Annotated in this window: 26 protein-coding genes; 24 read left to right on the top strand and 2 right to left on the bottom strand. The window is 29.6% G+C overall.

What is annotated here, in order from left to right:
* Window positions 1–76: 76 nt before the first annotated feature.
* From SCLAR_RS04920 to rbfA, 8 genes are all read left to right on the top strand, one after another.
* A complete protein-coding gene (locus SCLAR_RS04920; RefSeq protein ID WP_186788111.1) occupies window positions 77–658 on the top strand; it encodes a histidine phosphatase family protein in 582 nt (193 codons plus the stop codon).
* A 169-nt stretch (window positions 659–827) separates the two neighbouring features.
* Complete coding sequence (locus SCLAR_RS04915; protein ID WP_100254820.1) at window positions 828–1,007, top strand: hypothetical protein; 180 nt, start codon at window positions 828–830, stop codon at window positions 1,005–1,007.
* Between the two features lie 82 nt (window positions 1,008–1,089).
* Window positions 1,090–1,569, top strand: coding sequence for an isochorismatase family protein (locus SCLAR_RS04910; protein WP_100254819.1), 480 nt, complete (start codon window positions 1,090–1,092; stop codon window positions 1,567–1,569).
* 167 nt (window positions 1,570–1,736) lie between these two features.
* Window positions 1,737–3,089: a transcription termination factor NusA gene (gene nusA / locus SCLAR_RS04905; RefSeq protein WP_100254818.1), complete on the top strand. Its 1,353-nt coding sequence runs from the start codon at window positions 1,737–1,739 to the stop codon at window positions 3,087–3,089.
* A 12-nt stretch (window positions 3,090–3,101) separates the two neighbouring features.
* Entirely contained in the window at window positions 3,102–3,374 is a 273-nt protein-coding gene (gene rnpM, locus SCLAR_RS04900; RefSeq protein ID WP_100254817.1) for an RNase P modulator RnpM, read from the top strand.
* A complete protein-coding gene (locus SCLAR_RS04895) occupies window positions 3,358–3,675 on the top strand; it encodes a L7Ae/L30e/S12e/Gadd45 family ribosomal protein (RefSeq protein ID WP_100254816.1) in 318 nt (105 codons plus the stop codon). The genes rnpM and SCLAR_RS04895 overlap by 17 nt, the downstream gene beginning before the upstream one ends.
* A gap of 3 nt (window positions 3,676–3,678) precedes the next feature.
* The gene (gene infB, locus SCLAR_RS04890; protein ID WP_100254815.1) at window positions 3,679–5,553 is read left to right on the top strand and encodes a translation initiation factor IF-2; all 1,875 of its coding nucleotides are present in this window, start codon (window positions 3,679–3,681) and stop codon (window positions 5,551–5,553) included.
* Between the two features lie 209 nt (window positions 5,554–5,762).
* The gene (gene rbfA / locus SCLAR_RS04885; RefSeq protein ID WP_100255224.1) at window positions 5,763–6,110 is read left to right on the top strand and encodes a 30S ribosome-binding factor RbfA; all 348 of its coding nucleotides are present in this window, start codon (window positions 5,763–5,765) and stop codon (window positions 6,108–6,110) included.
* 114 nt (window positions 6,111–6,224) lie between these two features.
* Here the strand turns inward: rbfA and SCLAR_RS04880 are convergent, their stop codons facing one another.
* Window positions 6,225–6,932 (bottom strand): hypothetical protein, encoded by a 708-nt coding sequence (locus SCLAR_RS04880; protein ID WP_100254814.1) that lies wholly within the window; start codon window positions 6,930–6,932, stop codon window positions 6,225–6,227.
* Between the two features lie 262 nt (window positions 6,933–7,194).
* Between SCLAR_RS04880 and SCLAR_RS04875 the strand changes: the two genes are divergently transcribed.
* From SCLAR_RS04875 to SCLAR_RS04865, 3 genes are read left to right on the top strand one after another with little or no spacing between them, the layout of a single operon-like run.
* Complete coding sequence (locus tag SCLAR_RS04875) at window positions 7,195–7,905, top strand: RsmE family RNA methyltransferase (RefSeq protein ID WP_100254813.1); 711 nt, start codon at window positions 7,195–7,197, stop codon at window positions 7,903–7,905.
* A gap of 49 nt (window positions 7,906–7,954) precedes the next feature.
* A complete protein-coding gene (locus tag SCLAR_RS04870; RefSeq protein ID WP_100254812.1) occupies window positions 7,955–9,145 on the top strand; it encodes a hypothetical protein in 1,191 nt (396 codons plus the stop codon).
* 2 nt (window positions 9,146–9,147) lie between these two features.
* Window positions 9,148–10,668 carry a hypothetical protein gene (locus SCLAR_RS04865; protein ID WP_100254811.1) on the top strand — a complete coding sequence of 507 codons (1,521 nt, stop codon included), beginning with the start codon at window positions 9,148–9,150 and terminating at the stop codon, window positions 10,666–10,668.
* Between the two features lie 42 nt (window positions 10,669–10,710).
* On the opposite strand, the gene SCLAR_RS04860 is transcribed toward SCLAR_RS04865, so the two are convergent.
* Window positions 10,711–11,238, bottom strand: a complete 528-nt coding sequence (locus tag SCLAR_RS04860; protein WP_100254810.1) for a hypothetical protein — start codon at window positions 11,236–11,238, stop codon at window positions 10,711–10,713.
* A gap of 149 nt (window positions 11,239–11,387) precedes the next feature.
* Here SCLAR_RS04860 and truB point away from each other — a divergent pair, with 149 nt between their 5' ends.
* The 13 genes from truB (at window position 11,388) to SCLAR_RS04800 (ending at window position 25,434) form a co-directional block, all read left to right on the top strand.
* Complete coding sequence (gene truB, locus SCLAR_RS04855) at window positions 11,388–12,296, top strand: tRNA pseudouridine(55) synthase TruB (RefSeq protein ID WP_100254809.1); 909 nt, start codon at window positions 11,388–11,390, stop codon at window positions 12,294–12,296.
* Window positions 12,297–12,803: a nucleotidyl transferase family protein gene (locus SCLAR_RS04850; RefSeq protein ID WP_100254808.1), complete on the top strand. Its 507-nt coding sequence runs from the start codon at window positions 12,297–12,299 to the stop codon at window positions 12,801–12,803.
* 215 nt (window positions 12,804–13,018) lie between these two features.
* The gene (locus tag SCLAR_RS04845; RefSeq protein ID WP_100254807.1) at window positions 13,019–15,136 is read left to right on the top strand and encodes an anaerobic ribonucleoside triphosphate reductase; all 2,118 of its coding nucleotides are present in this window, start codon (window positions 13,019–13,021) and stop codon (window positions 15,134–15,136) included.
* On the top strand, window positions 15,123–15,629 hold the full coding sequence (gene nrdG / locus SCLAR_RS04840) for an anaerobic ribonucleoside-triphosphate reductase activating protein (protein WP_100254806.1): 507 nt from the start codon (window positions 15,123–15,125) through the stop codon (window positions 15,627–15,629). Before SCLAR_RS04845 ends, nrdG begins: the two co-directional genes overlap by 14 nt.
* Before the next feature lie 336 nt (window positions 15,630–15,965).
* On the top strand, window positions 15,966–16,454 hold the full coding sequence (locus SCLAR_RS04835) for a hypothetical protein (protein WP_100254805.1): 489 nt from the start codon (window positions 15,966–15,968) through the stop codon (window positions 16,452–16,454).
* Window positions 16,455–16,639: 185 nt separating this feature from the next.
* Window positions 16,640–17,317, top strand: coding sequence for an ATP-binding cassette domain-containing protein (locus tag SCLAR_RS04830; RefSeq protein ID WP_100254804.1), 678 nt, complete (start codon window positions 16,640–16,642; stop codon window positions 17,315–17,317).
* A complete protein-coding gene (locus tag SCLAR_RS04825; protein ID WP_100254803.1) occupies window positions 17,301–18,041 on the top strand; it encodes an ABC transporter permease in 741 nt (246 codons plus the stop codon). Before SCLAR_RS04830 ends, SCLAR_RS04825 begins: the two co-directional genes overlap by 17 nt.
* Before the next feature lie 277 nt (window positions 18,042–18,318).
* A complete protein-coding gene (locus SCLAR_RS04820) occupies window positions 18,319–20,178 on the top strand; it encodes a lipoprotein (protein ID WP_100254802.1) in 1,860 nt (619 codons plus the stop codon).
* A gap of 109 nt (window positions 20,179–20,287) precedes the next feature.
* Entirely contained in the window at window positions 20,288–20,449 is a 162-nt protein-coding gene (locus SCLAR_RS07085; protein WP_157795159.1) for a hypothetical protein, read from the top strand.
* Between the two features lie 137 nt (window positions 20,450–20,586).
* Complete coding sequence (locus SCLAR_RS04815; RefSeq protein WP_157795158.1) at window positions 20,587–21,816, top strand: hypothetical protein; 1,230 nt, start codon at window positions 20,587–20,589, stop codon at window positions 21,814–21,816.
* On the top strand, window positions 21,756–22,106 hold the full coding sequence (locus tag SCLAR_RS04810; protein WP_146638041.1) for a hypothetical protein: 351 nt from the start codon (window positions 21,756–21,758) through the stop codon (window positions 22,104–22,106). The genes SCLAR_RS04815 and SCLAR_RS04810 overlap by 61 nt, the downstream gene beginning before the upstream one ends.
* A gap of 50 nt (window positions 22,107–22,156) precedes the next feature.
* On the top strand, window positions 22,157–23,326 hold the full coding sequence (locus tag SCLAR_RS04805) for an ATP-binding cassette domain-containing protein (protein WP_100254799.1): 1,170 nt from the start codon (window positions 22,157–22,159) through the stop codon (window positions 23,324–23,326).
* Window positions 23,327–23,538: 212 nt separating this feature from the next.
* On the top strand, window positions 23,539–25,434 hold the full coding sequence (locus SCLAR_RS04800) for a hypothetical protein (RefSeq protein WP_100254798.1): 1,896 nt from the start codon (window positions 23,539–23,541) through the stop codon (window positions 25,432–25,434).
* The last annotated feature ends 8 nt before the right edge of the window (window positions 25,435–25,442 follow it).

Raw genomic sequence — 25,442 nt, 5'->3', positions numbered from 1 at the left:
AATGTTTTTTATTTTCAATATTTTTAAAGTGAATTATTTTATAATTAACTTATAGAATAATTTAATGAGGCTAGCAATGAAAAAAACAATTTATTTTATGAGACATGGTCAAACTGTATTTAATGAGTTAAAACAAATTCAAGGGTGATGTGATTCACCTTTGACAAAATTTGGGATTGCCCAGGCAAAAGTGGCCGGACAGTGATTTAAAGATAACCAACTTGTTTTTCAAAAAGCATATTGCTCAACTGCTGAAAGAACTGCAGATACCATTGAAAATGTTTTTCCAAATTTAGTATATCATCGTTTAAAGGGTTTAAAAGAACAAGGTTATGGTAAATTTGAAGGACAACCAGAATTTTTGAGTCCTTTACCTCCATATAATGATTTTTTTAAATATGCTGGGGGAGAGTCAGAAACTGAAGTTTATGCTAGAATTGCTGAAACAATCAAAAGTATTGCAAAAGCTGATGCAGATTCACAAATTTTAATTGTGGGTCATGGAGCTGCCATTCAATATTTTTTAAGAAAGCATCTTAAAGAAAATCAAACTGCACCAAAGTTTACAAATTGTTCTATTTTAATTTTTGAGTATGAAAATGATGACTTTGAATTCATTAAAGTTATCAACCATGACTATTCCCACTTAAAAGAATAATCAATAGAGTGACTACTCGCTAAAATCATTAAAAAAATAAGATATTATACAAAAACACAACACTTACTTAAAAAATAAGTTATAATCATCTAGATGTCAAAGGCATCTCTTTAGAGCGTGTATAGATTTTTATTACCTTTAAATGATTATGTAGAAAGGTGATGAAAATATGGGATTTGACAATAACCGTGGTTCAGATAGACCAAGAAGATTTTCAAATAATGACGGGAATCGCCGTCCTAACTCAGGCGGAAATTCTGGAAGAATTGAAAACTTTGAAAAACCATTAATTGATTTATTAAAACAAATTAGTGATAAGTTAGATGTATTAATTGAAAAAACAAAATAAAACCTTATCAACCCCTTGCGGGGTTGATTTTATTTTGTTGATTTGCTTCTAGCAATTGTCTTTTTTTAGGTATAATTAGTTTATGGAAAAGAAAAAAGCACTAATTGTTGTCGATTATCAATATGACTTTGCCAATCCACAAGGAAGTTTATATTGACCAGAAGGGGAAACTCTACAAGAGGGTATTTTAGCAAAAATTAAGGAGTACAAAGCTAATCAAGATTTAGTAGTTATGACAATGGATTGACATCCAGAGAACCATTGTTCATTTACTGAATGACCACCACACTGCATTCAAAACACACCAGGAGCACAACTATTAATTGATGAAAACTTAGCAGACTTAGTAGTTAAAAAAGCTGTTTATCAAGATTGAGATAGTTATTCAGGATTCAATGAACAAATAAAAGGTGTTCCACCACTAGAAGTTTGATTGCAAGCACAAAAAGTTGAGGAAGTTGAAATTTGTGGCTTAGTTAAACAGTATTGTGTTGAAGCCACCCACCAGGATGCTTTAAAACACGGCTTTAAATCAACTGTTCTTGAGGAACTTGTAAAGTAAAAGACAAAAAATCCAAAAAAACTGATTAGTTTTATTTACAAAAAGTTTTTTTAGGGTATAATTAAAAAGTCAAGTTTCATAAATCAGGAAGAAGGCGGAAGTCTTCTTTTCAATTTATGTAGCAACAAAATAGATCTTGACAGTAATTATTAGGAGGACATTAGGCCATGATTGATGGTGCAAAGTTATTAGAAGCAATTTATGATATCACTGAAGAGAAAAAAATTGATAAGAAAATTGTCATAGAAGGTATTAAGGAAGGTTTTCAAAAAGCCTATGAAAAGTATTTTGATCCAGAAGCAATTGTTAAAGTTGAAATTGATGGAAATACTGGTCAAATCAAGGTTTTTAAAGAACTAACAGTAGTACAAAAAATTGAAGATGAGTGATTAGACATTACCTTAAGTGATGCTCAAGCAAAATATGGAGCAGATGTAACAATCGGTGATTATGTTTATGAACCAGTTGAATTTGGATCTGAATTTTCAAAATTAGCAGTTTTACAAGTTGGACAAATTATCAAACAAAAAATTCGTGAAGGTGAAAAAATAAAAATCTATGAAGAATTTTTAGAAAAAAACCATGAAATTATTGCTGGAATTATCAAAGATGTAACTTTAACAAGTTACTTAGTTGAAGTAAATGGTTCAATAATTTCAATTTGAAATAAAAAAATGATTCCTGGTGAAGAATTTGAAGATGGTGACAGAATTTGTTTTTATGTAGAAGATGTTGTTCGTGACAGCAAGCATTCGCAAGTCCAAGCTTCTAGAATCCACCCTGATTTTTTAGCAAAACTAATGGAATTACATGTTCCAGAAATTGCAGAAGGGATTGTAGAAGTTAAATCAGTTTCTCGAGACCCAGGAAACAGATCGAAAATTGCAGTGTTTTCTCATGATGAAAATATTGACCCAATTGGGGCTTGTATTGGAACTGCAGGAGCAAGAATCAAAGAGGTCAGCAAAGAATTACATGGTGAAAGAATTGACATCATTCTTTGAAATGAGGACAAAAAGACATTCATTATGAATGCCTTGGCACCAGTAAAAGTCATTAGTATTGACTTGGACGAAACAGAAAATGAATGTTTTGTTATTGTGCCAAATGAACAATTATCATTAGCAATTGGAAAAAAAGGTATGGCTGCACGTTTGGTTGCTAACCTAGTTAATGTTAAAATAAATATAGTTTCGATTAGCGAATCAGGTTCAAGAAACATTGAGAACTTGTGAAATGGAAACATAACCAAAGAACAATTGGAAAGTTCTGAATTTATCAACAACACAAACTCGCGTAAACAAAAGAGTAAATTTAACAACTTTGAGAATAAAAGTAAACCAGCTCAACCAGTTGTAGAAGAAGTTCATGATGAAATTGATGAAAAATTATATGTTGAAGAGGCTTCGGTTGATGAAATTCAATCGTATGCAGATGCCTTTGAAGACTTAGCAAATGATGAACCTGAAGATTTAACAGTCGAAATCAATGATGATTATGATTCATACTATGAAGATTAGTGAGGTGATTTGATGGTAAACAAGCAAATTATCCTGAGAAAAGATGTTGCATCAAACAAGATGTATCCTAAACAAGAAATGATTCGAATTGTAAAAAACAATGAAGGACAAATTTTTATTGATTTATCAAAAAAAGCCAATGGGAGAGGTGCTTATTTAAAGCCAGATCCCCAAGCAGTTGAAAAAATTAAAAAAACTAGAGCATTGGAAAGATGCTTAAAAGTAAAGATTACACCCGAAATTTATGATTTGATTTTAAAAGAGATTAATGACAATTGGGATTAAAAATTTATTAGGTTCATTGGGTCTAGCTATGAGTGCAGGAAAACTTGTTGCTGGGGCCACATTATTTGATAAAATTAAAAAGAACAAAGTTCTTTTGGTATTAACTGTTAACGATATGGGACCTAGTCAGTTAAAAAAAATCAATGATAAATGTAATTTTTACAAAATCCCAATTTACCAAGGTTTGGTTTCAACTGATGAATTGAACCAAGCAATTGGTAAAACTAATACTAAAGCAGTGGGTGTAATTGACCCTAACTTTAAAAAATTAATAGAAAAAAATATAGCAAAGGAGATGTAATATATGGCGGATAACAAAAAAAGCAAAAAACAAATTGATGCAAGACAGCAAGCCAAAAACAAATCCAAAGCTCATACCGCTAATTTAAAAAGCAAATTGAAAGAAACCAAACAAACTGGATTAATTGATGGGGTGTTTGTCTACACCGAACCACTTTCAATTGCAAATTTTGCAGAGAAAATTAACAAAAAATCAGCTGAAATTGTTAAATGATTTTTCACTAATGGTTCAATGGTGACTCAAAATCAACTTCTAACTGAAGAACAGATGGGGGAATTGTGTTTAGAATTTGGTTATGATTTCAAAAAAGAAACTGCTGTAACCAAAGAAAATATCTTTGAAACATTTGATGAAACAGATAACCCAGCAGATTTAAAAAATAAACCACCAGTTGTCACAATTATGGGGCATGTCGATCATGGAAAAACAACTTTATTAGACTCAATTAGAAATGCAAATGTCACTGAAGGTGAGTTTGGGGGAATTACCCAACATATTGGAGCCTACCAAGTTAACTTGAATGGTAACAAAATTACTTTCATTGATACACCAGGACATGAAGCCTTTACAGAAATGCGTGCTCGTGGAAGTGAAGTCACTGACATTGTTATTTTAGTAGTTGCAGCAGATGATGGGGTTATGCCTCAAACTGAAGAAGCCCTTGACCATGCCAAGGCTGCTAATGTACCAATTGTAGTTTTTGTTAATAAAATTGACAAGCCAGATGCAGATTCAAATAAGGTTAAAATGGAATTAATGAACTATGGAATTGTGGCAGAAGAATTTGGGGGAGACATTCCTTTTATTGAAGGTAGTGCTAAAACCAAAGTTGGATTAGAAACACTGTTAGAAACACTGCTATTGATTGCAGAAATGAAAGATCTGAAAGCCAACCCTAATAAGTTTGCTCGTGGAACGGTCATTGAGGCCCACTTAGATAAAGCTCGTGGAGCAGTAGCAACCATCCTTGTCCAACAGGGTTCACTAAATTTAAGAGACATTTTAGTAGCTGGAGGAACTTTTGGTGCCATTAAAGACATTGAAAATGAATACAAGTCAAAAATTAAAAAAGTTATTCCAGGTCAACCAGCTGTAATTGTTGGTTTAAATGAAGTGCCAAGAGCTGGAGATAAGTTTATGGCAGTTGCTGAAGAAAAAATAGCTCGTGAAATTGCCAAAGCTCAAGCAGAAAAACAAGCAAATGAAGCTAGACAAAAAAATCAGACCTTTACTTTGGATTCAATTAAAGATCAAATTGATGCAGGTGAACTTAAATCAATTAACATCATTTTAAAAGCAGACACTCAAGGTTCAGTTGAGGCAGTGCGTAACTCAATGTTAAAAATTAACATTGAAGGAGTAAAAATTAATGTAATTCGTGCTACAGTTGGAGCCATTTCAGTAAGTGACGTAACTTTGGCTTTGGCAAGTAATGCCCTAATTTATGGATTTAATGTGCGTCCTAATGCTCAGGTTAGACAAAAAGCAGAAGAAGACCATATTGAAATTCGTTTACACAATATTATTTACAAACTTATTGAAGAGATTGCTGAAGCAGCCACTGGTATGTTAGATCCTGTTTTTGAAGAAACTACAAGTGGTGAAGCAGAAGTTAGAGCCCTATTTAAACACTCACAAGTTGGAACCATTGCTGGTTGTCGAGTAGTTTCAGGGACTATACCTAGAAATTCAAGAGTCCATATTTTAAGAAATGGAATTGTTATTTACACTGGTGAAATTTCTTCACTAAAAAATGTTAAAGATGACATTAAAGAGGCTCGTGAAGGTTCTGAATGTGGAATCACTATTAAAAACTTTAATGATTTAAAAGAAGGAGATATTATTGAAGCATTTAAAATGGAAGAAATCAAAGCATAATTTTGGTCAAAAAAAACATCGACACACCAACCCTTAAGTTATTAAGTTTAGGTTTATTAGATGTTTTTATTTTTTTGACTTTTCTCAGCAACAAGATTAAAAATTATTGTTACCAAATGCATGTGTTAAATTTGTTAATTTTTGGTAGTTTTTTAAACACTCACCTAAAAAATGGTATAATAGACACATATATAGAAGAGGTGACAGTTATGCCAAATGAAATTAAAATAGAAAGAGCACAGTCAACAATATTAAGAGAATTAAACTTAATATTACAAAGAGAATTTCCTGACAGTGAATATTTAAATGGCTTAACAATAAGAGAAGTAAGATTAACAAATGACATGAGTCAAGCAAAAGTATTTTACTCACTATTATATACAGATGCAGATTTAAAAGACGTTGAAGCAGAAGTTAAAGAATATTTAAAAGAAATTAGAATGCTATTAGCAAGTAAAATTGAAATGAAAAGTGTTCCTGAATTGATTTTTGAATATGATAAATCATTAGATAATGCAAATAAAATTGAGCAAATCTTAAAAGAAATTAAAGAGTAACATTAAAGCAAAAGTAATAATCTAACAATGTCTAAGACTAGTAAGAGGTTTTAGTCACTAAGTTAGATTTTATTTTTGACTTTTATAGCAAAAAAAGGTGTTTTCTCACCTTTTTTAGTGTCATATTTTGGATATGATTAATTGAATTCTGCAAGTGGTAGTTGCAAATAATATTACAGCGAACAAGTCAAAAATCATAAGACTAATTCAGGCAGATACAAAAGAAACAAAGCCATAAGATTGACTCCCAGTTTCAATCCACACCCTAAACAAGGTCAGAACTGAACTTGCAAAAGGTTGGATGGTTAAAATAATCATTGAACCTAGGACTAAGCCTAGATTTCTCCGAAACTTATTGTTTGTTGTGTAAGTGCTAAATATTTTTTCATTTAATAATCAGAATAGAAAAACCCATAAGGCTAATCCTATTGCTGATGTCAATCTGAACAAGGGACTCATCCCTCAAATAATAAATTGTAAAAATCCATCTAACAAACCAATTATCATACCCCAGTATACACCGACTACTTGAAAGCTTATAGCAATAACATAATATTTTAGGGCAAACCCTAGATTAATGTTGGTAATTCCTAGTGGAATTATCACAGTTATTAAACTAACAGCTGTAGACATACTTAGTAACAAACTGACGGTGGTAAGTTTAAGTGTTTCGCTCTTAAAATTAATGTGTCTGTTTGTTTTAGATAGTTTGCTGATTTCTTTTTCTAGATCTACTTCATCAAGTGAAGTGATGGGTTGAACTGGTGGTTCAACTGTGTCAACAACTTGAGTAGTTTTAGAAAGTTCATCAGTTATCTTCAATTTTTTATTCTCCAATCTTTTTTAGTTAAAAAACAGCTTGGAATTCAATTAATCACAATTGACTTTATCATTATATAATATTTTTTATAAATATTTTGAGATTTTCCAAGTAAAATTGATTAAAATAAGTCAAATCTTTACTTTTTTTGGTTTAAGATAAGCAGAATTTTCATTAAATTAGCTGAGAAGTCCATGTAAAAGGCCCTATCTGAACACATTTTAAGTTATAATAGTTAAGGAAAGTTGCACTGTGAGGTAGTCTATGCATAGTTTTTTTGTTGATAAAAAAAATCAAAATACTTTTATAATTGAAGGACCGGACTTACATCATTTAAAAAATGTTGTGAAATTAAAAGTTGGCGAAACTATTTTGTGTATTTTTCAAGCAGAAAAATACTTGGGAGAAATTAAAGAACTTGCTGAAGATTTTTGTCTAGTGGAGCTTGTTTCAAAACTTGCAACACAAACTCAAAGCATCAAAATCAATCTAATTGCTAGGATTATTCGTGAACAAAAGTGAGATTTTGTTTTACAAAAAGCAACTGAACTTGGAGTTAGTAAAATTATCCCAGTAGAATTTAGTAGAAATGTAGTAACAATTGATCCTAAAAAAGCCACTAATAAAATTGCGCGATGACAAGCAATTTGTGTAGAGGCTGCAAAACAGTCAAAAAGAATAACCATTCCTGAAATTACTCCAATTGTGCGCAATTTACATGAATTAGAACTTTATCAAAGTGATCTAAAATTAGTGGCTTGAGAAGGTGAACAATCTGTAAATGTAAAAAAACACTTACAAACAAACTTTAAAACCATTAACATTATTGTTGGTCCAGAAGGTGGTCTCACCCTAACAGAAGTTGAATTACTTAACCAATTGGGCTATGTAAATGTTGGTTTAGGAGAAAATATCTTAAGAGCAGAAACTGCAAGTCTTTTTTTAATAAGTATTATCAATTATGAAAAAAACTAGGTTTTTTTAAAAATGATATAATAAGTATATTAAGTAATGAGGTGACATTATGCAAAAAAAATTAGATTCAAAGCTTGTTACTGGTGAAGTGCAACAAATCAAGCAACAACTAGAGTTAGTGCAGTTGAATCCTCAGTTAAAAAAAGTAATTGATAAAAATGTTTTTTTAATTCAAAGTGAACTTAAAGATGTTGTAACAATTAAAAAGACAGGAAGTTATGCCACCAACTGCATTTACAATTTTGATGAAAAAATTGAAGTTGATTTGTTAGCTTTAAAATATGTTAATCGGCAAATGTATGCAATTTACAATGAAGAAATTCAAAATAAAGATCATTTTAGTGATTGTTGAGTTTGCGAAATAAACGAGCTCATTTACCAAAGACTTGTTCACAAAACTAGAAATAATCCAAATGTTAATGTAGAGTGAAACACTACAAAAATAAAAATTAGCAAAGATGGATTTTTAGAATTTAGTGATGCAGTTAAAGTAAATTTTTATAAACAAGAACAAGTTGTTTTCACAATGATTATTCGTACAGGATTAATTCATGCAAAATACATGCCAGTAATTTGTGATAAAAAAAGATACTTGCGCAGTTCTGCACTTGAGTTTGTTGAAAATTATAAATTAGTTAATAAACTTTTAGTAAAAAAGTTAGATATTTTATTTTTGCATATCAAAAAACAATTTCACCAAACAAGTACTCGTAAAGAAAAACTAATGATGAAAGTTTTTGTCATTAGTGATGTTCAAGAGCAATTAACTCGGAACCGCTTTTTAAAAGAATGAATTACTCGAGTTTATTATTATGTTTTTCCAAATCAAAAGTTAGTTGATAATCTATTTGATTCCAAACACATTTACTATAAAAAACAAAAACCACTTGAAGAGATTTACCGATCTGTAAAATTAAAAAATCTAAATTGAGTTTTTAATCGAACATTTCCTAGTGTAAGAATTTTTTTAGAGAGTTATTTAGATAAGGTAAAAAATTGGGTTAAAGAAAAAAAATATACTCAAGGTTTTGTTCCTGTCTGATATGACTCAATAACATATTTACAAAATAAAATTGGTAGTTCTAGTTTTACAAAAAAAAGAGAACAAAAGAAATTTGAAAATTTAAATGTTGGTTTTATTACCAAAAATATTTATCCAAGTGATAAGAACATTGGTGTCTTTTTAATTTTATTAACCTATTATCATTTTCCAATAAATTATTTTAGAAGGGGGAAGTAAAGATGAGCAAAATTCATGTAACAAATCAATTTAACCAGGCAGTTAATGGTGTTATTAAAATTGATAAAGAATTACAAAATGTTATTAATGAAACATTTCTAATGTTAAAAAAACTTTTTTTAGAATTGAATTTAAGTGTTGTCAAGTTAGCTGATTTTAAATATAAAAGTTATTACTCAAAAACAAAAAACATAGATTTAGATTTGGGGTTTGTTAAATATTTTCCTAGTGATAAAGGTTTAACTTTTACAAGTTTAAACAAACAAATCTTAGGAGTACTCGAGAAATTACCAATCAAGTTTGAAGTTAAAAAAAATCAAAACTATTTTATAATTGCTCAAACATTTAAAACCTATACAATTAAATTTAGAGCAGTAACTTTTGTTAGAAGAGATCTCAATGAAGTTGCTAGACTTGAAAAATTTGAACAAAAGAAAATGAAGTTAAAAGCTGAACATAATCAATTAACAAATCAATTAAAAAAAATTAAAGCAGTTGATGCAATTGATAGAGCAAAAATCATTAAACAACTAATGTTGATTGAAGCAGAGCAGTTAAAAATCAACAATTATGACAAACAGTACCAAGTTATTAATGATACAATCAATCGCAATGGTATTGTCCAACCAGATTTAGCTTTACAAGTTAGCGAAGCTTTTGTTAGAGCTGATAAAATTGCTAATGGGACTTTAATTGCTATTAAAAAAATTCTAAATTATATTTTTAAAAATCAGTTTAAATATACTTACAATATTGATATGCTATTGCTAACTTGATTTTATGAGTACTTTACAAAAAGTATTAATGGTTTTTTAGATAAAAAATTTAATAAGAGTGCTAAAGAGTTGGACATTAACAATTTTATGAAAGAAAAAAATTTAAGCAAATGATTTCGAGATAACATTAATATTTATGATTTATATTATTTTATTTTTACAAAAATTGGTCAAGTGAATACTTTCTTTTTTGCAGAGGTTGGTTTTGATGAATTTGAGTTATTCCGAGATATTTCTCGCTATTCACTAAACACTAACTCGACCTTTAACTTACCAAGCAGCACCTTTTTAGATTTTCAAATTTTTGACTTAAAAAATTATGACCATCTTTCAATTGTTCAAGAAAAAATGGGCAATGAGTATGGTTATTCAAAATTTATTTATGACCAAACTCGAAATGCTGAGTATCGTTACTTTGCTAGTCCCTTTATTGCGACAGGGATTAGTAACTATCCAATGTTTAGCAAATGGTTAGAACAAATTGGGAGCAATTTAAAAATGACTTTATCAGCGGGTGTAAAAGAACAATTAGAATCATTTCGCACCCGAGAAGCTATGACTGAAATTAATGCTATTGGTCATAATTGGTTGGCAAGTTACTGAACAAAATTAAAATACTTAGCACCATATTTTGATCGCAAATATCCATTGGCAACCCAATTTGATTTCAAAACAATGTTGCTAATGATGACAACTATGGTTGATAAAACTAATGAAAAAAATTGAATGCTAAAAAATGATAATTAAAAACCCTGGGGAATAAACCCAGGGTTTTGTGGACAAAACTTTTTACCATTCATCATCACTAGTATTGTTTTTTAAAATTTCAGTTCTTTTTTTCACATAATCTTTTTCAACTTTACCAATATGGTGATATAAGTCACGACTTGCTTTGACACGCAGTTTTTTCAACTCTTCATCACAATACACTCAAGTCAACCACACAATGTGAAAATGTCTTAAATATTTAATTTCTTTTTCATCATACATTTCATAACTTAAATTAGCAGCTTGTTTTTGAGCATAGTCAACTCATTTTTGGGGGTCAACATTCTGGTTGTAAGTCTCTTTTGCTAATTTTTGGTAATTGATAGCTTTTTTAACAATAATATCTTCAAGTGATTGTAGGGTGTTGGCAATTTCAGTAACAATTGCTTGATCAAATTCATCATATGAATTAAATTGGTGTTTTGAAATGTAAAACATTTTAGTAGCTAAATTACTTGCTGGATTACCCCCAGTTCCTAAATGCTCTCTTTCTGTAATAATTTTAAACTCTTGTTCAATTTCTTTATAAAAATCAGACTTAATACGCATAAGATTCGCCCCCAATCTTTTACCTTGTTGTCCAAGTCATTTGGACTATCATATATATTATAGCACAAAATTATTAAATTTTTCCTCTCAGTTAAAGGGCAATGTGTGATAATATAAGTATCTACAAAAGCAAAAAAGGAGGCCTGTATATGACAGAATCTGGGATTTTTTTAATCAATAAACCAGTTGGAATCACTTCTCATGATGTGGTTTATAAGATTAAAAAGAAGTTTAATGTCAAAAAAATTGGTCATGCAGGTACCTTAGATCCTTTGGCAACTGGGGTAATGGTGGTTCTGGTTAACCAAGCCACTAAAATTTCAAACTTTTTGTTATCTAGTGACAAAACCTATGTTGTAGAAATGCAATTATTTACAGAAACAGATAGTGGTGATAAAACTGGAATTGTTGTTAAAAGTGAACCATTTGTTAAGTTAAAAAAACAACTAGTTAAGAGTGTTGTGGCGAAATATAATGGTTATATCTATGAGCAATATCCCCCAATTTATTCTGCAGTCAAAGTTGAAGGTAAAAAACTTTATGAATATGCTCGCAGTGGTCAAGATGTAGAAATTAAACCCCGAACAGTGACAATTAATCAATGTAATTTATTAAAATTTAATGCTAAAACAGGAATAGTAAAATTGAAGATAGCATGTAGTAAAGGCACTTACATTAGGAGTTTAGTAAAAGATATTGCAACAGACTTAGAAACAATTGCCACGGTTATTAGTTTAGAACGAACTGCAAGTGGGAGTTTTGATTTAAAAGAAACTAAATCAATTGAAAAAATTCAAACCTCAGATTTAATTTCTATGTATGATGGGTTACTTAAAAATGGTCAAACCCTAATTGAATATCACAAAACTATTGATATTATTCAAGGTAAAGCGATTACTTTGCCAAAACAAAATGTTCCCTATGTTTTTGTCATTGATTCTCACAAAGCTGTTTTGGCAATTTACAAATGAGTTGCTCATAACTTATACAATTGTCAACGGGGTTTATGAGATCCAGAAATCTTAGAAAAGTTATCTGAAGCAGAAAGGGATTTTTAAATGCAAATTGAAAAAATACAGTTAGAAAGAGCAGACCCAGTTAAATTAAAAAAATCGAATGTTGTCACAATTGGCTTTTTTGATGGTTTGCACAAAATGCACAAAAAAATCTTATTTAAAACTAAAAAACTAGCAAAGAAAAATAATTGTTTATTTTCAGTAGTTACATTTTCTCAAAAAATTCGCAATTTTTTAAATAAGACTGAAGAACACATTTTGACTCGTTTAGAAAACTACCAGTTAATCACTCAAACCTTTGAACCTGATTATATTTTTGAAATTCAAACCAATATGAAAACCATCACAAAATCAAAGCTTTACTTTATGAAGTATTTAAGAGAAAAGTTAATGGTTGAAAAAATTGTTGTTGGAAGTGACTTTAGATTTGGAGATCGAGCTTCGGGAACAATTTTAGATTTAATTGATTTCTTTGGTAAAAAAAATGTCATAATATTTAAAAGAAACCATAAATATGCCTCGTCAAAATTATTAGGGGCCTTGAAGTAAAACCCTTTAAACAAAGGAATATTTAGCGCAACTTATGCTTTGTGGAAAAGTTTAAAGTTCTTGTTTGCCCCTTTGTTAAAAGCATTCTAGGAGTGGAGTTTTCCACAATTTCTTTGATTTTTGTCCAGTTTCTTGTTATTATGGGAATACGTTAGACAACCATTGATATCAAGTTGTCCAACTAAAAAAATAAATTAAAAGGAAGGAGTATACAGATGAATGATATAGAATCAATCATAAAAGAAATGCAGTCAATTGTTTCCATAGAAAACAATGACATTAAGAATGAAAATGCAAATATGAGTGGAGAAACACCATCAGGTAAAATGATGAAATTTGCCTCAATTAGTGCTAAAGAATATGCTTTGAGTCGTTTAGTTGACAAAAAACATGCAGATATGCACCGAAAAGCTCAAATCCATATTCATGACTTAGACTACTACCCAACTAAATCTGCAACTTGTGTGCAGTACAATATCCAAGAAATATTTGAGGGTGGTTTTACAACTAAAAACGGTCACATTCGTGAACCTCAATCAATTGGAGTATATGCTGAATTAGCAGCCATTATCTTCCAAACAGCACAAAATGAAATGCATGGAGGTCAAGCAATACCGGCATTTGACTTCTTTATGGCAAATGGAGTTAAAAAATCATTCAAAAAGCAATTACAAACTGCAATTAGCACCTATTTAGATGTTGATGGCATTGACTATAATATCCAGGATATCAAAAATATTTTAGCATCAGATAAAGTTAACTTTTTAGATACTGATGTTAGTTGAATGGTACAACAACTTGAAAAATATGGGTTTAGTGCTGCTAAAATTGAAAAATTAGTTAGCAGTTCAAACCAAAAAACCATTAGAGAAGCAGATCAAGCAATGGAAGGATTTATTTACAATCTAAATACACAACACTCTCGTGGAGGGAACCAAGTTGTGTTCTCATCAATTAACTTGGGAACTGATACTTCAAATGAAGGTCGTCAAGTAATGAAATCATTGCTAAAAGCACTTAGAGCTGGTTTGGGGAATGGTGAAACTTCAATCTTCCCAATTGTTATTTTTAAAGTTAAAGAGGGTATTAACTTTAGTGATGCTGATGTTACAAGAGTAATGCAAACTCCCCAAACTGAGTGAAATCAAATTACAGATTGAACTACACCAAACTTTGACCTATTATTAGATTCAATCGCAACAACAAGTTTAAGATTATTCCCAAACTTTATGTTCTTAGATCAAAGCTATAACCAACACAAAAAATGAGATATTAATGATCCAAACCGTTGAATGTATGAACCTGCAACAATGGGGTGTCGTACAAGAGTTTTTGAAAACATTAATGGTGAAAAAACTAGTGTTGGAAGAGGAAACCTTTCATTTACATCAATTAACTTACCTTATTTAGCATTAGAATTGCTAGAAAATAAAGGAATGTTAACTGATGGGGGCATTGATTATAGTGCAATTGACAAAGTAGCAATCAAAAGAGAATTTATCAAAGTAATTAACAATGTTTCAGAAGACATTGCCAAACAACTTTATGATCGTTATAAATTTCAAACATCTGCAATCGCCAGAGAATTTCCATTTATAATGAAAAATAACATTTTAGCGGGCGGAGAAACTTTAAAACCAAATGAACATGTTGAAGATGTTTTCAAACAAGGAACCCTAACTATTGGTTTTGTGGGACTTGCTGAAGCATTAAAAGCATTAATTGCTGAACATCATGGAGAAAGTGATGAAGCACAACAATTTGGTTTAGAAATTATTAGAGAAATCAACAATGTGGTTATTAAATGAAAAGAAACCACTCACTTAAATTATGGAGTAATTGCTACCCCAGCAGAATCAGTTGCTGGAAGAATGGCTCGTGTTACTCAAAATCGTTTTGGAAATATTGTTGGAGTTACTGAACGTGAATACTTTACAAACTCAAACCATGTGCCAGTTTATCACAATATTTCTGCAATTGAAAAAATTGAAAAAGAAGCTGCTTACCACCACTTAACACTTGGAGGAAGCATCAGTTATATTGAACTTGATGGTGAAGCTAAAAAGAACCTGCATGCAGTTCTGTCTGTGGTGGTTGCCATGAAAAATGCAGGAACCAACTATGGTAGTTTAAATCACCCAGTTGATAGATGTAAAAAATGTCATTATACATCTTTAATTCCATTGAATTGTCCAAAATGTGGGTTTGGAGATATCTCAAGAACCCGAAGAATTACAGGATATTTAGTTGGTGATTTAGATGGGTGAAACTCTGGAAAACAAGCTGAAGAAGCTGAAAGAGTAAAACATTTATCTAAAAATGAAAATACTTAAAATCTATAAAGAAACAATCAGTGATGGACCTGGATGAAGATATTCAATTTATGTTGCTGGTTGCTTACATGCTTGTCGGGGATGTCACAACATCCGCAGTTGAAGCTTTAATTATGGTCGTGAATTTGATGAGGCTTATGAAGCTGAAATTCTTAATGATCTAAAAAACAATCGTATTTTAACTGGTGTTACCTTTTCAGGTGGTGATCCTATGTTCAGTGCTGAAGAAGTATTAGCTTTGATTTTTAAAATCAAAGCAGAAACCGGTTTAAACATTTGAGTTTATACAGGTTTTACTATTGATGAACTAATTGACCAACGCAATGATGGCGAGCAAGAAGCTGCCCGATTTGAAATGCTAAAACACATTGATATCTTAGTGGATGGTCGTTGAGTTCGTGAACTTTATGATCCATCTTTACAATATCGAGGAAGTAGTAATCAGAGGTTAATTGACACCAAAAAATGATTACAAAAGTTAAATTTATTGTAAATTTATTTTGTAAAATCTTAAAAAGAAGTTGATGCTTTCAACCAAAATCCCAATTCTTATTGGGATTTTTTTTAGGTTCTTAACTAGTTACTGACATTAATTAAAATAGTTAAAAATCATTGGTGGTTGTTCTAACCTTTACTTGAAAAAAAGTTTATTTTTTTTGGCAAAAATTGTTTTTACCAACCGATAAATAAGTAGGAGAACATTTTGATTCTTAACATCTATAAATGTTTAAAAGGAAAACTTTTAACAGCAGAGGTAATTCAAACAATTATCATTTAAAAATTGTTTACCTTTGAAAATTTATAAATGGCAAAAAAAGGAGATTAAGTAGTGAAAAAAACTATTATAGCAATGATCAATTACATTGATATTGAACCTGAAGAAAAAATTACTTTTAGAACTGAGGTTGTAAATTCAAGATTCGATGATACACTAAGATTAGATTATGATTGATTTGAAAAAAATTTAGGTAGTAAGGAGATGAAAGAAGTGAGTAATGCAGTTGATTTTGGACGAAGTTCTATGAATCAGTACAAGTTTAGATCTAAAAGTTGTAAACAAAGAATTCTTGAAGCACTAGAAGAAGAAAGAGCTAAACATCGTATTGAAATAGAATATTATAAAGAAAAAATTTTAAACTTAGAAGAAACAGTTAAAGCACAAGCTATTTTAATAGAACAACTACAAGAACAAGTTCGAGAATTAAAACTTATTGTTGAAGAACAACAGAAAATAATTGAAGAACAGAGAATCATAATACATGAACAACGTTTGACAATACAAAGTTTGCAACAACAGTTAGCTGCTGTTAAAAGTTAAAGCAACTTTTAAAAATTAAAAATCTTATCATTAAAAGGATAGTTTAAACTATCCTTTTTTATGTTTCATCTTGTGTATTAATTAGGCACGGATTAAAATTGAACTTTCAAGGACTATCTTAAGTTAAGGTAATAAAAAGTGTTATAATTATCAAAATGATAATTTGTTAATAAAAAGGAGCAAACATGATAAGAGTTACAAACATTACTAAAAAATATGGGAAAAAAGTAGTTTTAGATAATATAAATCTCACAATCCAAGAAAATGAAAGAATTGCTATTATGGGTCTAAATGGAAGTGGTAAAACAACTTTGTCTGAAATTATTTTAAAAATCTTTAAACCAACTTCAGGTACAATTGAATACCAAAAACAAGATTTAGTTAGAAATGCCACTTTTCAAGATGGTTCTTTTGATAATGAATTAAATTTAACTCAACTCATTGATTTTTATGCTGCAGCCTTTCAGGTTAAAGTGAACAAAGTTGAACTTTTAACACAGTATGAGTTACTAGAATTTGCAAAACAAAAGTATTCTAAGTTATCAGGGGGTCAAAGACAAAAATTTAGATTTTTAATAACTTTGATGAATCAACCCAATTTACTATTATTAGATGAATTAACAACATCACTAGATTACATTTGAAGAGAAAAAATTGTTAAACTAGTCAAGAATTTTTTAGACACAAATCCATGTACTTTATTAATAGTTTCACATAATAAAGACGAGATAGCTGGTTTATGTAATAGAGCAATAGTTTTAAGTGAGGGTAAAATTATTAAAGATTTTAGTTTACCTGAAGATAAAACCAAAGCATTAGCAGTAATTGATAAGGAGATATTTAATTATGATGGCAATATTTAAAGTTGAGTTAATTAAGTTTTTTAAAAATCCTTGATCTGTTTTCTTTGGGGTTTTTTTTCCAATTATGTGAGTAGTAATTGATGGGGTAGTTTGAGGTGAATATACAGTTGACCTTGGTAACACCAAAGTTAGTACAATGAACTTTGTTTTTCCTGGTTTATTAATGCTAGTGATTGCTACTTTAACTCTAACAACTGTTTCAATAACTATTTGTTCAGATCGCTTAGAAAAGCGTTTAAAACAGTTAGCTTTATCAAAAATTACAATCTTTAAGTATCTTTTAGGTCTATTTTTGTTTAACTATTTAATTTATTTTGCAGATTTTTTAATTATGTTTATTATTGCTCTTGCAGCTTTTGATTTACAAATATCAGTTGCCACAACTTTTGTGGTGTTACTTGTCCCAATAATTTTATTTTTAATTCATTTTGCTATGGCAATTATAATTGCTAGTAATTCAAAAACTATTAAATCAAACTTACTAGTGACATTAATAATTTTTTATATCTTGATCTTTCTTTCAGGAGCAACTCTACCAACTTACTTGTTTCCTGAATGGTGAAAATGGATCCAAATCTTCTTACCAAGTGGAAGTGGGGTTTTATTACTGACTAGGTTGTTTAATGGGATTGGTACAGCTGAAATCTGGTACACTTACTTAATTTTAGGTTTATACACTGCATTATTTTCATTTTTAGCTTTTAAAACTTTTAAATGATGTTAAAAGTACCACATTTTTCTAGTAAACAATAGTAAAAAAACAAGAACTTAATTAGTAAGTTCTTGTTTTAGTTTGTGCTGTAAATTGACAATTGTTTAGTTTTTATCAAGGGTTTTTAGGTCTTGCTTCAATATATGTTTGGTATAAGCACTTTTATTGTATTTTTTTATCATATTTATGCTTAATTTGGTTAATTATAAATATGAAAGAAAAAAAATTTGAAACAACGGAAATTTAGTACATAATAAAAAGGTGTTATAAAAATAGTAAGGAGAAAAATATGAAAAAATTATTAGGAATTTTAGGTTCAACAGGGCTATTGGCAGTTTCAAGTGCAACAGTTGTAGCTTGTGGACCAAAAAACAATACAGTAGCAGCAGATGATGTTGATATGGGAACCATCACAGCAAAGCTGCATGAAGCAATTAATGATATTGTTTTAAACCAAATTTCAAAAACTAGTACAAGTTTTAGTGGAGATGGTAGCACTGGTGCTAAAGGCGATAACTTTTTTAACATTGATCATTTAGAAGACATTATTAGAACAGAAACTTTAGACACATCACTTAGAACCACAATGTTAGATTCATTTAAAAATCTTTTAGGTTTTGGTACTATTGTTCAAACTGCAGAAGAACAAATCAGAAATAGTTCTGACTTTACTTTGGTTACATCAAGTTTACAAGGAAATATAATAACTGGTGCTTCAATAATTGCTGACCAAGTAAAAACAGATGAGGATATTGCAATTGATGAAAACTCACCATACTTAATAGCCAGAAGTAATCATAAACTTGAGGGGTCTCAAATTTATAGAGGTAATTTTAAGTTTAATGTAAAAATTGATTACAATTACTATAATCCAAATACCACCCATGCAGAAAGCGCCTCACAAAATTATCAATTTGTTTATACAATTATTAATGATGAACAATTTTTAGCAGGGGTTCAAGCAGCCTTGACTAATTTTCAACATGACTCAATTATGGACAAAGATTTTGCAAGTAAAATACTAAATGTAACTGCAGATCAGATTGCAGAAAGACCAACTGCATTTAAAGAGCTGGTTAATGCAGATTATGTTGGTAATGTAAGTTTTGAATTTTTAAGAAACTGATTTAGACATGCAAACTATGCAGGTGCACCAGCAACCATTACAAATTTTTGAAGAGATAAGTATGGGTTAAACTTAGCAGAACAAGATGTGGAAGTAGACACTGCTGAAATTAGTTTAAAACATAGTTGAAGAGTATTTATGAGAGATGAAGAAAATATTGCAATTTCTGATCCTAATGATTTAAGCAACACAAATACTGAAGCAGGATTAGCAGCTAATGCTGTTTGAGGAACTGATCATTCTGACCCAACTACTTCATACACAAGTTTAAGAGATTATGTTGATGAGATTTGAGATAAAAATGTCACATTATACCAAAATAGTCTTAGAACTTTTGTTAACAAAGAAGGAATTGCTGATGGATTTTTAGATGACCAAAATTCAATCTTAGCAGGATTAGCATCTATTAATAATCTTAAACTAAGAGATATTGAAGAAGAAGAAGGTAAAAAAGGATTTGCCAGTGACTTACCTACAATTACATTGTACTTAAGTTATAAACCAACCCTAAAAGATATGAGTAACCCAACTTTAAAAGGTGATTCTTATAAAGAAGCCTTTATGAAAAATATGGCATGAAGCTTAAAAGGATTCCAAGATTTATACAAAATTGATCCAAGTAAAAGAAGTTCTGCACTACTTGGTGGGTTTAATGACAATGCTTTATTAAATAGTCTACCTGAATCAGTGACAAATGCTGACCAATTGCATACTTTAATGAACACATTCAACATGCAAGCAAACCAAGAGCAAGTTGCTGCAGTGTCAACATTTGGTAGAGATTATGTATTAAAATATTTCTATGGATTACCAACAAATTTAGTTCAACATTACTTTGGATTTGATGGTACAACTGAAATCACTTTTGCAAAAGATGATCAAGGATTAAGATTTGCAGGATCAGGTGCTGTAGAGAACAACAACTTCACTTATAGATTAAATATTGGATATTTTGCATTTAGAATAACTGGAAAACTAGATCCAGCTAAAGTTTCAACATCATCATATATATTAAGTGTTTAAAACAATAAAATGTTTTGGCATTTTTTCAATGCATAGATTCAAAACATATTCTGGTTTAAAAAGGATATGTTTTTTGAGTAAAGTTTAAAATTATGAATGGAGTAAAAGCATGGAAAAAGTAGCAAATCAGCATTTTCAACAAAAAGAGCAAAATGTGTCAAAAGTTAGAAAAGTAAAGGATGTCTCATTTTTCATTCTATTTAAATACCAATTTAAATCAGTTTTAAGACATAAGTCCTTCTTTATTGTGGCAATTTTGTCAATGTTTTAAACCTTGTTTTAACCTTGGTTTTAGGTTTTACCACTGCAAATGCTTTATTTATTCAGATTTACAATTATTTTATTCTAATAAATACTTTTGTAATTTTAATTATTGCAATTTTATTAGAATGTGGATTTTACTTTCAAATGAAAAAAGATGACAAAACAATAAATATTTTAGTAATCCAAAGAGTTAAGCGAACAAAATTGTTCACAGCAACTTTTATAACAATTTTTATTGAAAATATCCTTTTGTTTACCATTAACTATCTTATTATTAACATAGTAATCTTGGCAATTAAGCTAAATTTTGATCAAGTAATTTTTAGAGTTACTACCACATATTTTGTTTACCAAATTTTATCTGCCATATTTTTACAGTCTTTTGTAATCTTTATGATTATTCTAACTGGGTTTAATGTGACAATTGTTTTTGTAACTTTATTGTCTTCATTTGGATTTATTGCAAGTTTACCTTATCAATTTTTAAAAATTAAAGAAGAAGCAAAAGTTTTACAATTTGAAGGTAGTGAGGGGGCCATGCTATTGACAGATGTTTACACGGCCTTTGATTTACAAGAACTAATTGGTTCTAAAAAAATTAAGTACCCCAATATAACAAAATTTGTAAGCGACTTTTTTGTCACCAATGAATTTAAAACCGATACTTTTCCTTATCAAGTTGACAAAAGAAGAGACATGTGAGTTGAAACTGGGATTTTAAAAAATACCCCAGTTACTTTAAACTTTGATACAACAGTGGCTTCAATTACCCAACCCCAATCATATGGTGATTGAAAAATTGGGGATAACATTGCAGTTAATATTAAATTCAATTCAGCCTTTATAACCATGGCTGAATTAAAAGCAAGAAAAGATGAAAACCCTTTAATCCAAGAATTTTATCAATATTCAACAGACTTGTTAACTGCTTGAGGTTATTCAATTGATAGTGATTCAAATGATTACTTTGAGTTATTTAAAAATAAAATGCCAGGATTTTACAATCAACTCTTATTTATAGATCGGACTGAATCAAATTTTAGTAATTTAGACTTGTTGTATCCAGAAGAAGGAATTAAGCCTATTGATGATAATTTCTTTAACACTTGAGTTGCTTCAAGATTTAACCCAGCACTGTCCTCTCCAGGAATTACTTTTACTGGTGTTGAACCACTCTTAGAAAAAGAAATTGCTGATGGAGGTTTTGTGAGTCTAGTGGCATTGTTTGCTCGAATGTTTGAATCATTTTTATACAGACATACTTCAAACTACATTAGTGCAACAAATAACCCGATAATAACTTCAGGAGCTACTTGAGAAAGTTATATTTCTGGGGAAACTTGTTTGCCACAAGTTTTCATTTCAACTTACTAGCAAACTTCTTATTAAATTACACTTACTATTCAGGGTTTAGTTATGATGACATTTGGTTTAACTTGCGTTCAACTGATGCAATTAATTTAACTGAACAAACTAATTTATTTTTACCTTATAAAACCTACACATTAAAATTAAACACTACTGCTGCTGGACAGCAATTTATTGATAAACAAACCTATAATAATTATTTCAATCCCTTATGATATGTGGGACTGCAAGCAATTATTCTTTGTTTTACCTTTGGAGTGTCAATTTATAAATTTAACAAAGCAGACTTTAACTAAGCACTAAATTTTTTTAAAAAACAATTTACAAGAAAGAGGGGAGAATCCTGATGAACAAAAATGTTGATTTACCAAAAAAGGTAAGAAATCTTAAAAGAAACTATACTATTATGGATGCCCCTAGTAAAATAATTGTTTTTGATAAATTCATCAAAAAATTTAGAAGTAATGCCATTGGTCCTTTGTCATTTTCAATTAAAAAGGGACAAGTAACTGCAATATTAGGTTCAAGTGGAAGTGGAAAAACAGTTATCTTAAATTCCCTAATGGGAATTGTGCGAACTTTTAAAGGTCATATTTACATTAATGGAGTTGATCGTAGTTCTCGAAATTATTACATTCCTAATAGTGATTTTGGTTATTATACTCAAATTGATTTTAACTTATACAATATTTCTGCTTATAATTTTTTATATGATATTTGTTTAACTATGGGTATTGCTAAAGAAAATATTAAAGAAAAAGTAGATTACTGATTAAAGTTTTTTGATCTTTATGAAAATAAAGATAAACTTTTAAAAAATTATTCTTGAGGAATGAAAAACCGAATTAACTTTATAATTTGTTTCATTAATGATCCAAAAATTATTGTTTTAGATGAACCTGGAGCTAACTTAGACTCAATATGAAGAGAAAAAGTAAAAAACTTATTAGTTAAATGTAAAAATCAAGGTAAAACAATAATTTTAACAGTGCATAACATTGATGAAGTAAATGACATTATTGACAGTTACATTATTGTTGAAAGCGGTTTATTATTGTTTTCTGGTACACAAGAAGAACTTGATTTATATGATAAATACAAGATTTTTTTACATGAAGACTTTGACTTTGAAAAATTCAAAACTTATGCTAAAGAAAAAAACATTAAAATCTTTAAGTATAATCCAGTTGCAAAAAATATTGTTTTAGCAATTCCTAATTTATTAGCAATAAATTGAGTTTTCTTATTTTTCATTAGAGAAGGAGTGCCAATTAAAAACATTGTTAAACAAACAATTAATATGGAATCAATTCACAAAGCCTTGAACCATAGAGTTGTTCAAGTTCTTGATGAAAATGATCAACCAATTCCAGCAACAATTTTAGAGGGTAAACTAATTCTTGCAAATGGCACAGAATATACCCCAAAAAGACCTAAATTACATAAGTTAAAAAAACTAAAAAATGAAGAACCACCAAAAAAACCAAAAAATCCAACTAACTTGGATAAAAAATAGGCATGCCTATTTTTTTATTACTATTTTGTTTGCAAATTTACTACCTAGTTTATCTTAGTGATAATCTATTTTTTTTAAAAATATTCAATTTTTTCTAGAAGTAGTAGTAAAATAATAAAATCTACAAAAACCAACGTAGATTTTATGTATAATATAAGCAGTTAATCAAAAATATTGTTTTATTGCTATTAAAAGTAAAGGGGATGTCTAAAATGAAAAAATTATTAGCTTTTTTTGGTGCCACAAGTCTTATTGCTAATTTATCAGCAAACATTTTAGCATGTGCACCAAAAAATGAAGTGAATGATGTAAACACTTCAATTTTAAGTCAATTAATTGCAGAATTTATTGCAGAAATTAGTAAAATTATTTCAGACCATTTTTCAAAGCGAGCAAGTGATTTTAGTTTTCAAACAGAGGAGGTAGGTTTTTTTTCAGTTGAGTCTCTTGAAAGTCATAAAAATGTCGATAACAATGAAAAACCAATTGAACCTCTTGAAACATTAACTCAAGATGACATTGATAAAATTGTTGCTAAAATTGCAGGTCCATTACAAAAAAATGATTTAAAAGATGCAATTGATCAATTGATAATTGGTTCAAATAAATATAGTATTTTGACAAATAATGGAACCATTGATTCCAATGTTGATTTTGATAGAGACCAAATTGCCATAAATTATACAAAATTGTCCAGAGATACAGATGGGAAAGATTTTTTTATGGCAGATATCAAAACAGTAATTGAGGTGTCATATACATATGTTGGTTTTAAAGGAGAATTGATACCTAAAAAAATTAGATCAAATTTAACTTTAACTTTATTTGAAGATGAAGGCTTAAAACTTGAGTTTGAAAGTTTATACAAACAATTTGAAGAAATACACTTGTTAAAGAATGAATTAAGCTGATGAGATTATGCAACCTTGGATTATGACATGATGGAGCGCTACAAAATGTTTGAAATTTACAATGATTTTATAAGAGAAGGAAAACTTAGAGCATATTATCGAAGTCAAAAATTTCAAAATCTATTAAATGAAAACCTTACTCATGAACAAGAAGGATTAAAAGATGCAAAACTAGTTTTGGATAAGGCAGATATTTTAGATGATACACTCCTTGGTAAAATTACTCCTAATAAAGATACTAGAAATTATGAGAATGCTGCTACTTCAAATGGAGATAAACCAGGTGCTGCTGGATTACACAGTTCTCTTTTTAAAAGAATTCAGAGAAATATCGGAACAACCCATTTCCATAGTAGTCCAGACGACCAAATTTTAATTGATAGGGCTATTTTTGATTTGCTTAATTGAGACTCAGACACAGGTATTAGGAATGGAATTAAAACCTACCAAGAACAATTGCAAGAACATTTTGCTAATGATGATTTAGATGAAATGATTCAAAGAGAAAACTTTGCAAATGGTAAAGTTTCATTACAAGATGTCAGTTTAGAAATTCAAGATGGGTATTCAGTTAATTTAAATACAGTTAATATGGAATGAATCCTTGCAACATCAACAGATAAAGTAGATGTGGATAAAGAAATTAACCAAACATATCTTGGAGAGGCGATTTTTTTCAACACTGATGCAGGAATAAAAGCATTTCAAGATGTTTGAGTAACTAGAGAATATGGTAATACAATACAAAATGCTGAACTTGGTAATCCACGAGTTTTTATGGTTGCATCAGGAGCTGGGAAAACCGGCAAAGACATTTGAAATTATTTAAAATCAGATTGACAACTTAATAATGTTGAACAACACAATAATCTTAATAATATACTTTCTTTACAAATTGATGAATTATCAGATAAGCGTCAGCAGTTATTAACAAGTGGATATCAGGGTGTTTTTAACCTACTTATTTGAGGGGTAGATACAAATAATGTGGTCCAATTTGATAAATCAATTAGTAATTATACAATTTCAGGAGAGAAAAATTTTAACCAACTAGTACATGAATCATCTTCTGGTGAAGTTGGCAAAATTGCTTTTAATTTAAAATTAAATTTTTTAGACATTTCATATATACTTCACTATTCTGATGCTTCACTTGCTTCAGAAATTGCCAATCAGACTCTTATGCAAAAAGGTTAATTTTTTGA

Source organism: Spiroplasma clarkii, assembly GCF_002795265.1.
Lineage (GTDB): Bacteria > Bacillota_I > Bacilli_A > Mycoplasmatales > Mycoplasmataceae > Spiroplasma_A > Spiroplasma_A clarkii.
Note: the sequence above shows the minus strand (reverse complement) of the source record. Positions and strands in the feature narration are given on the sequence as shown.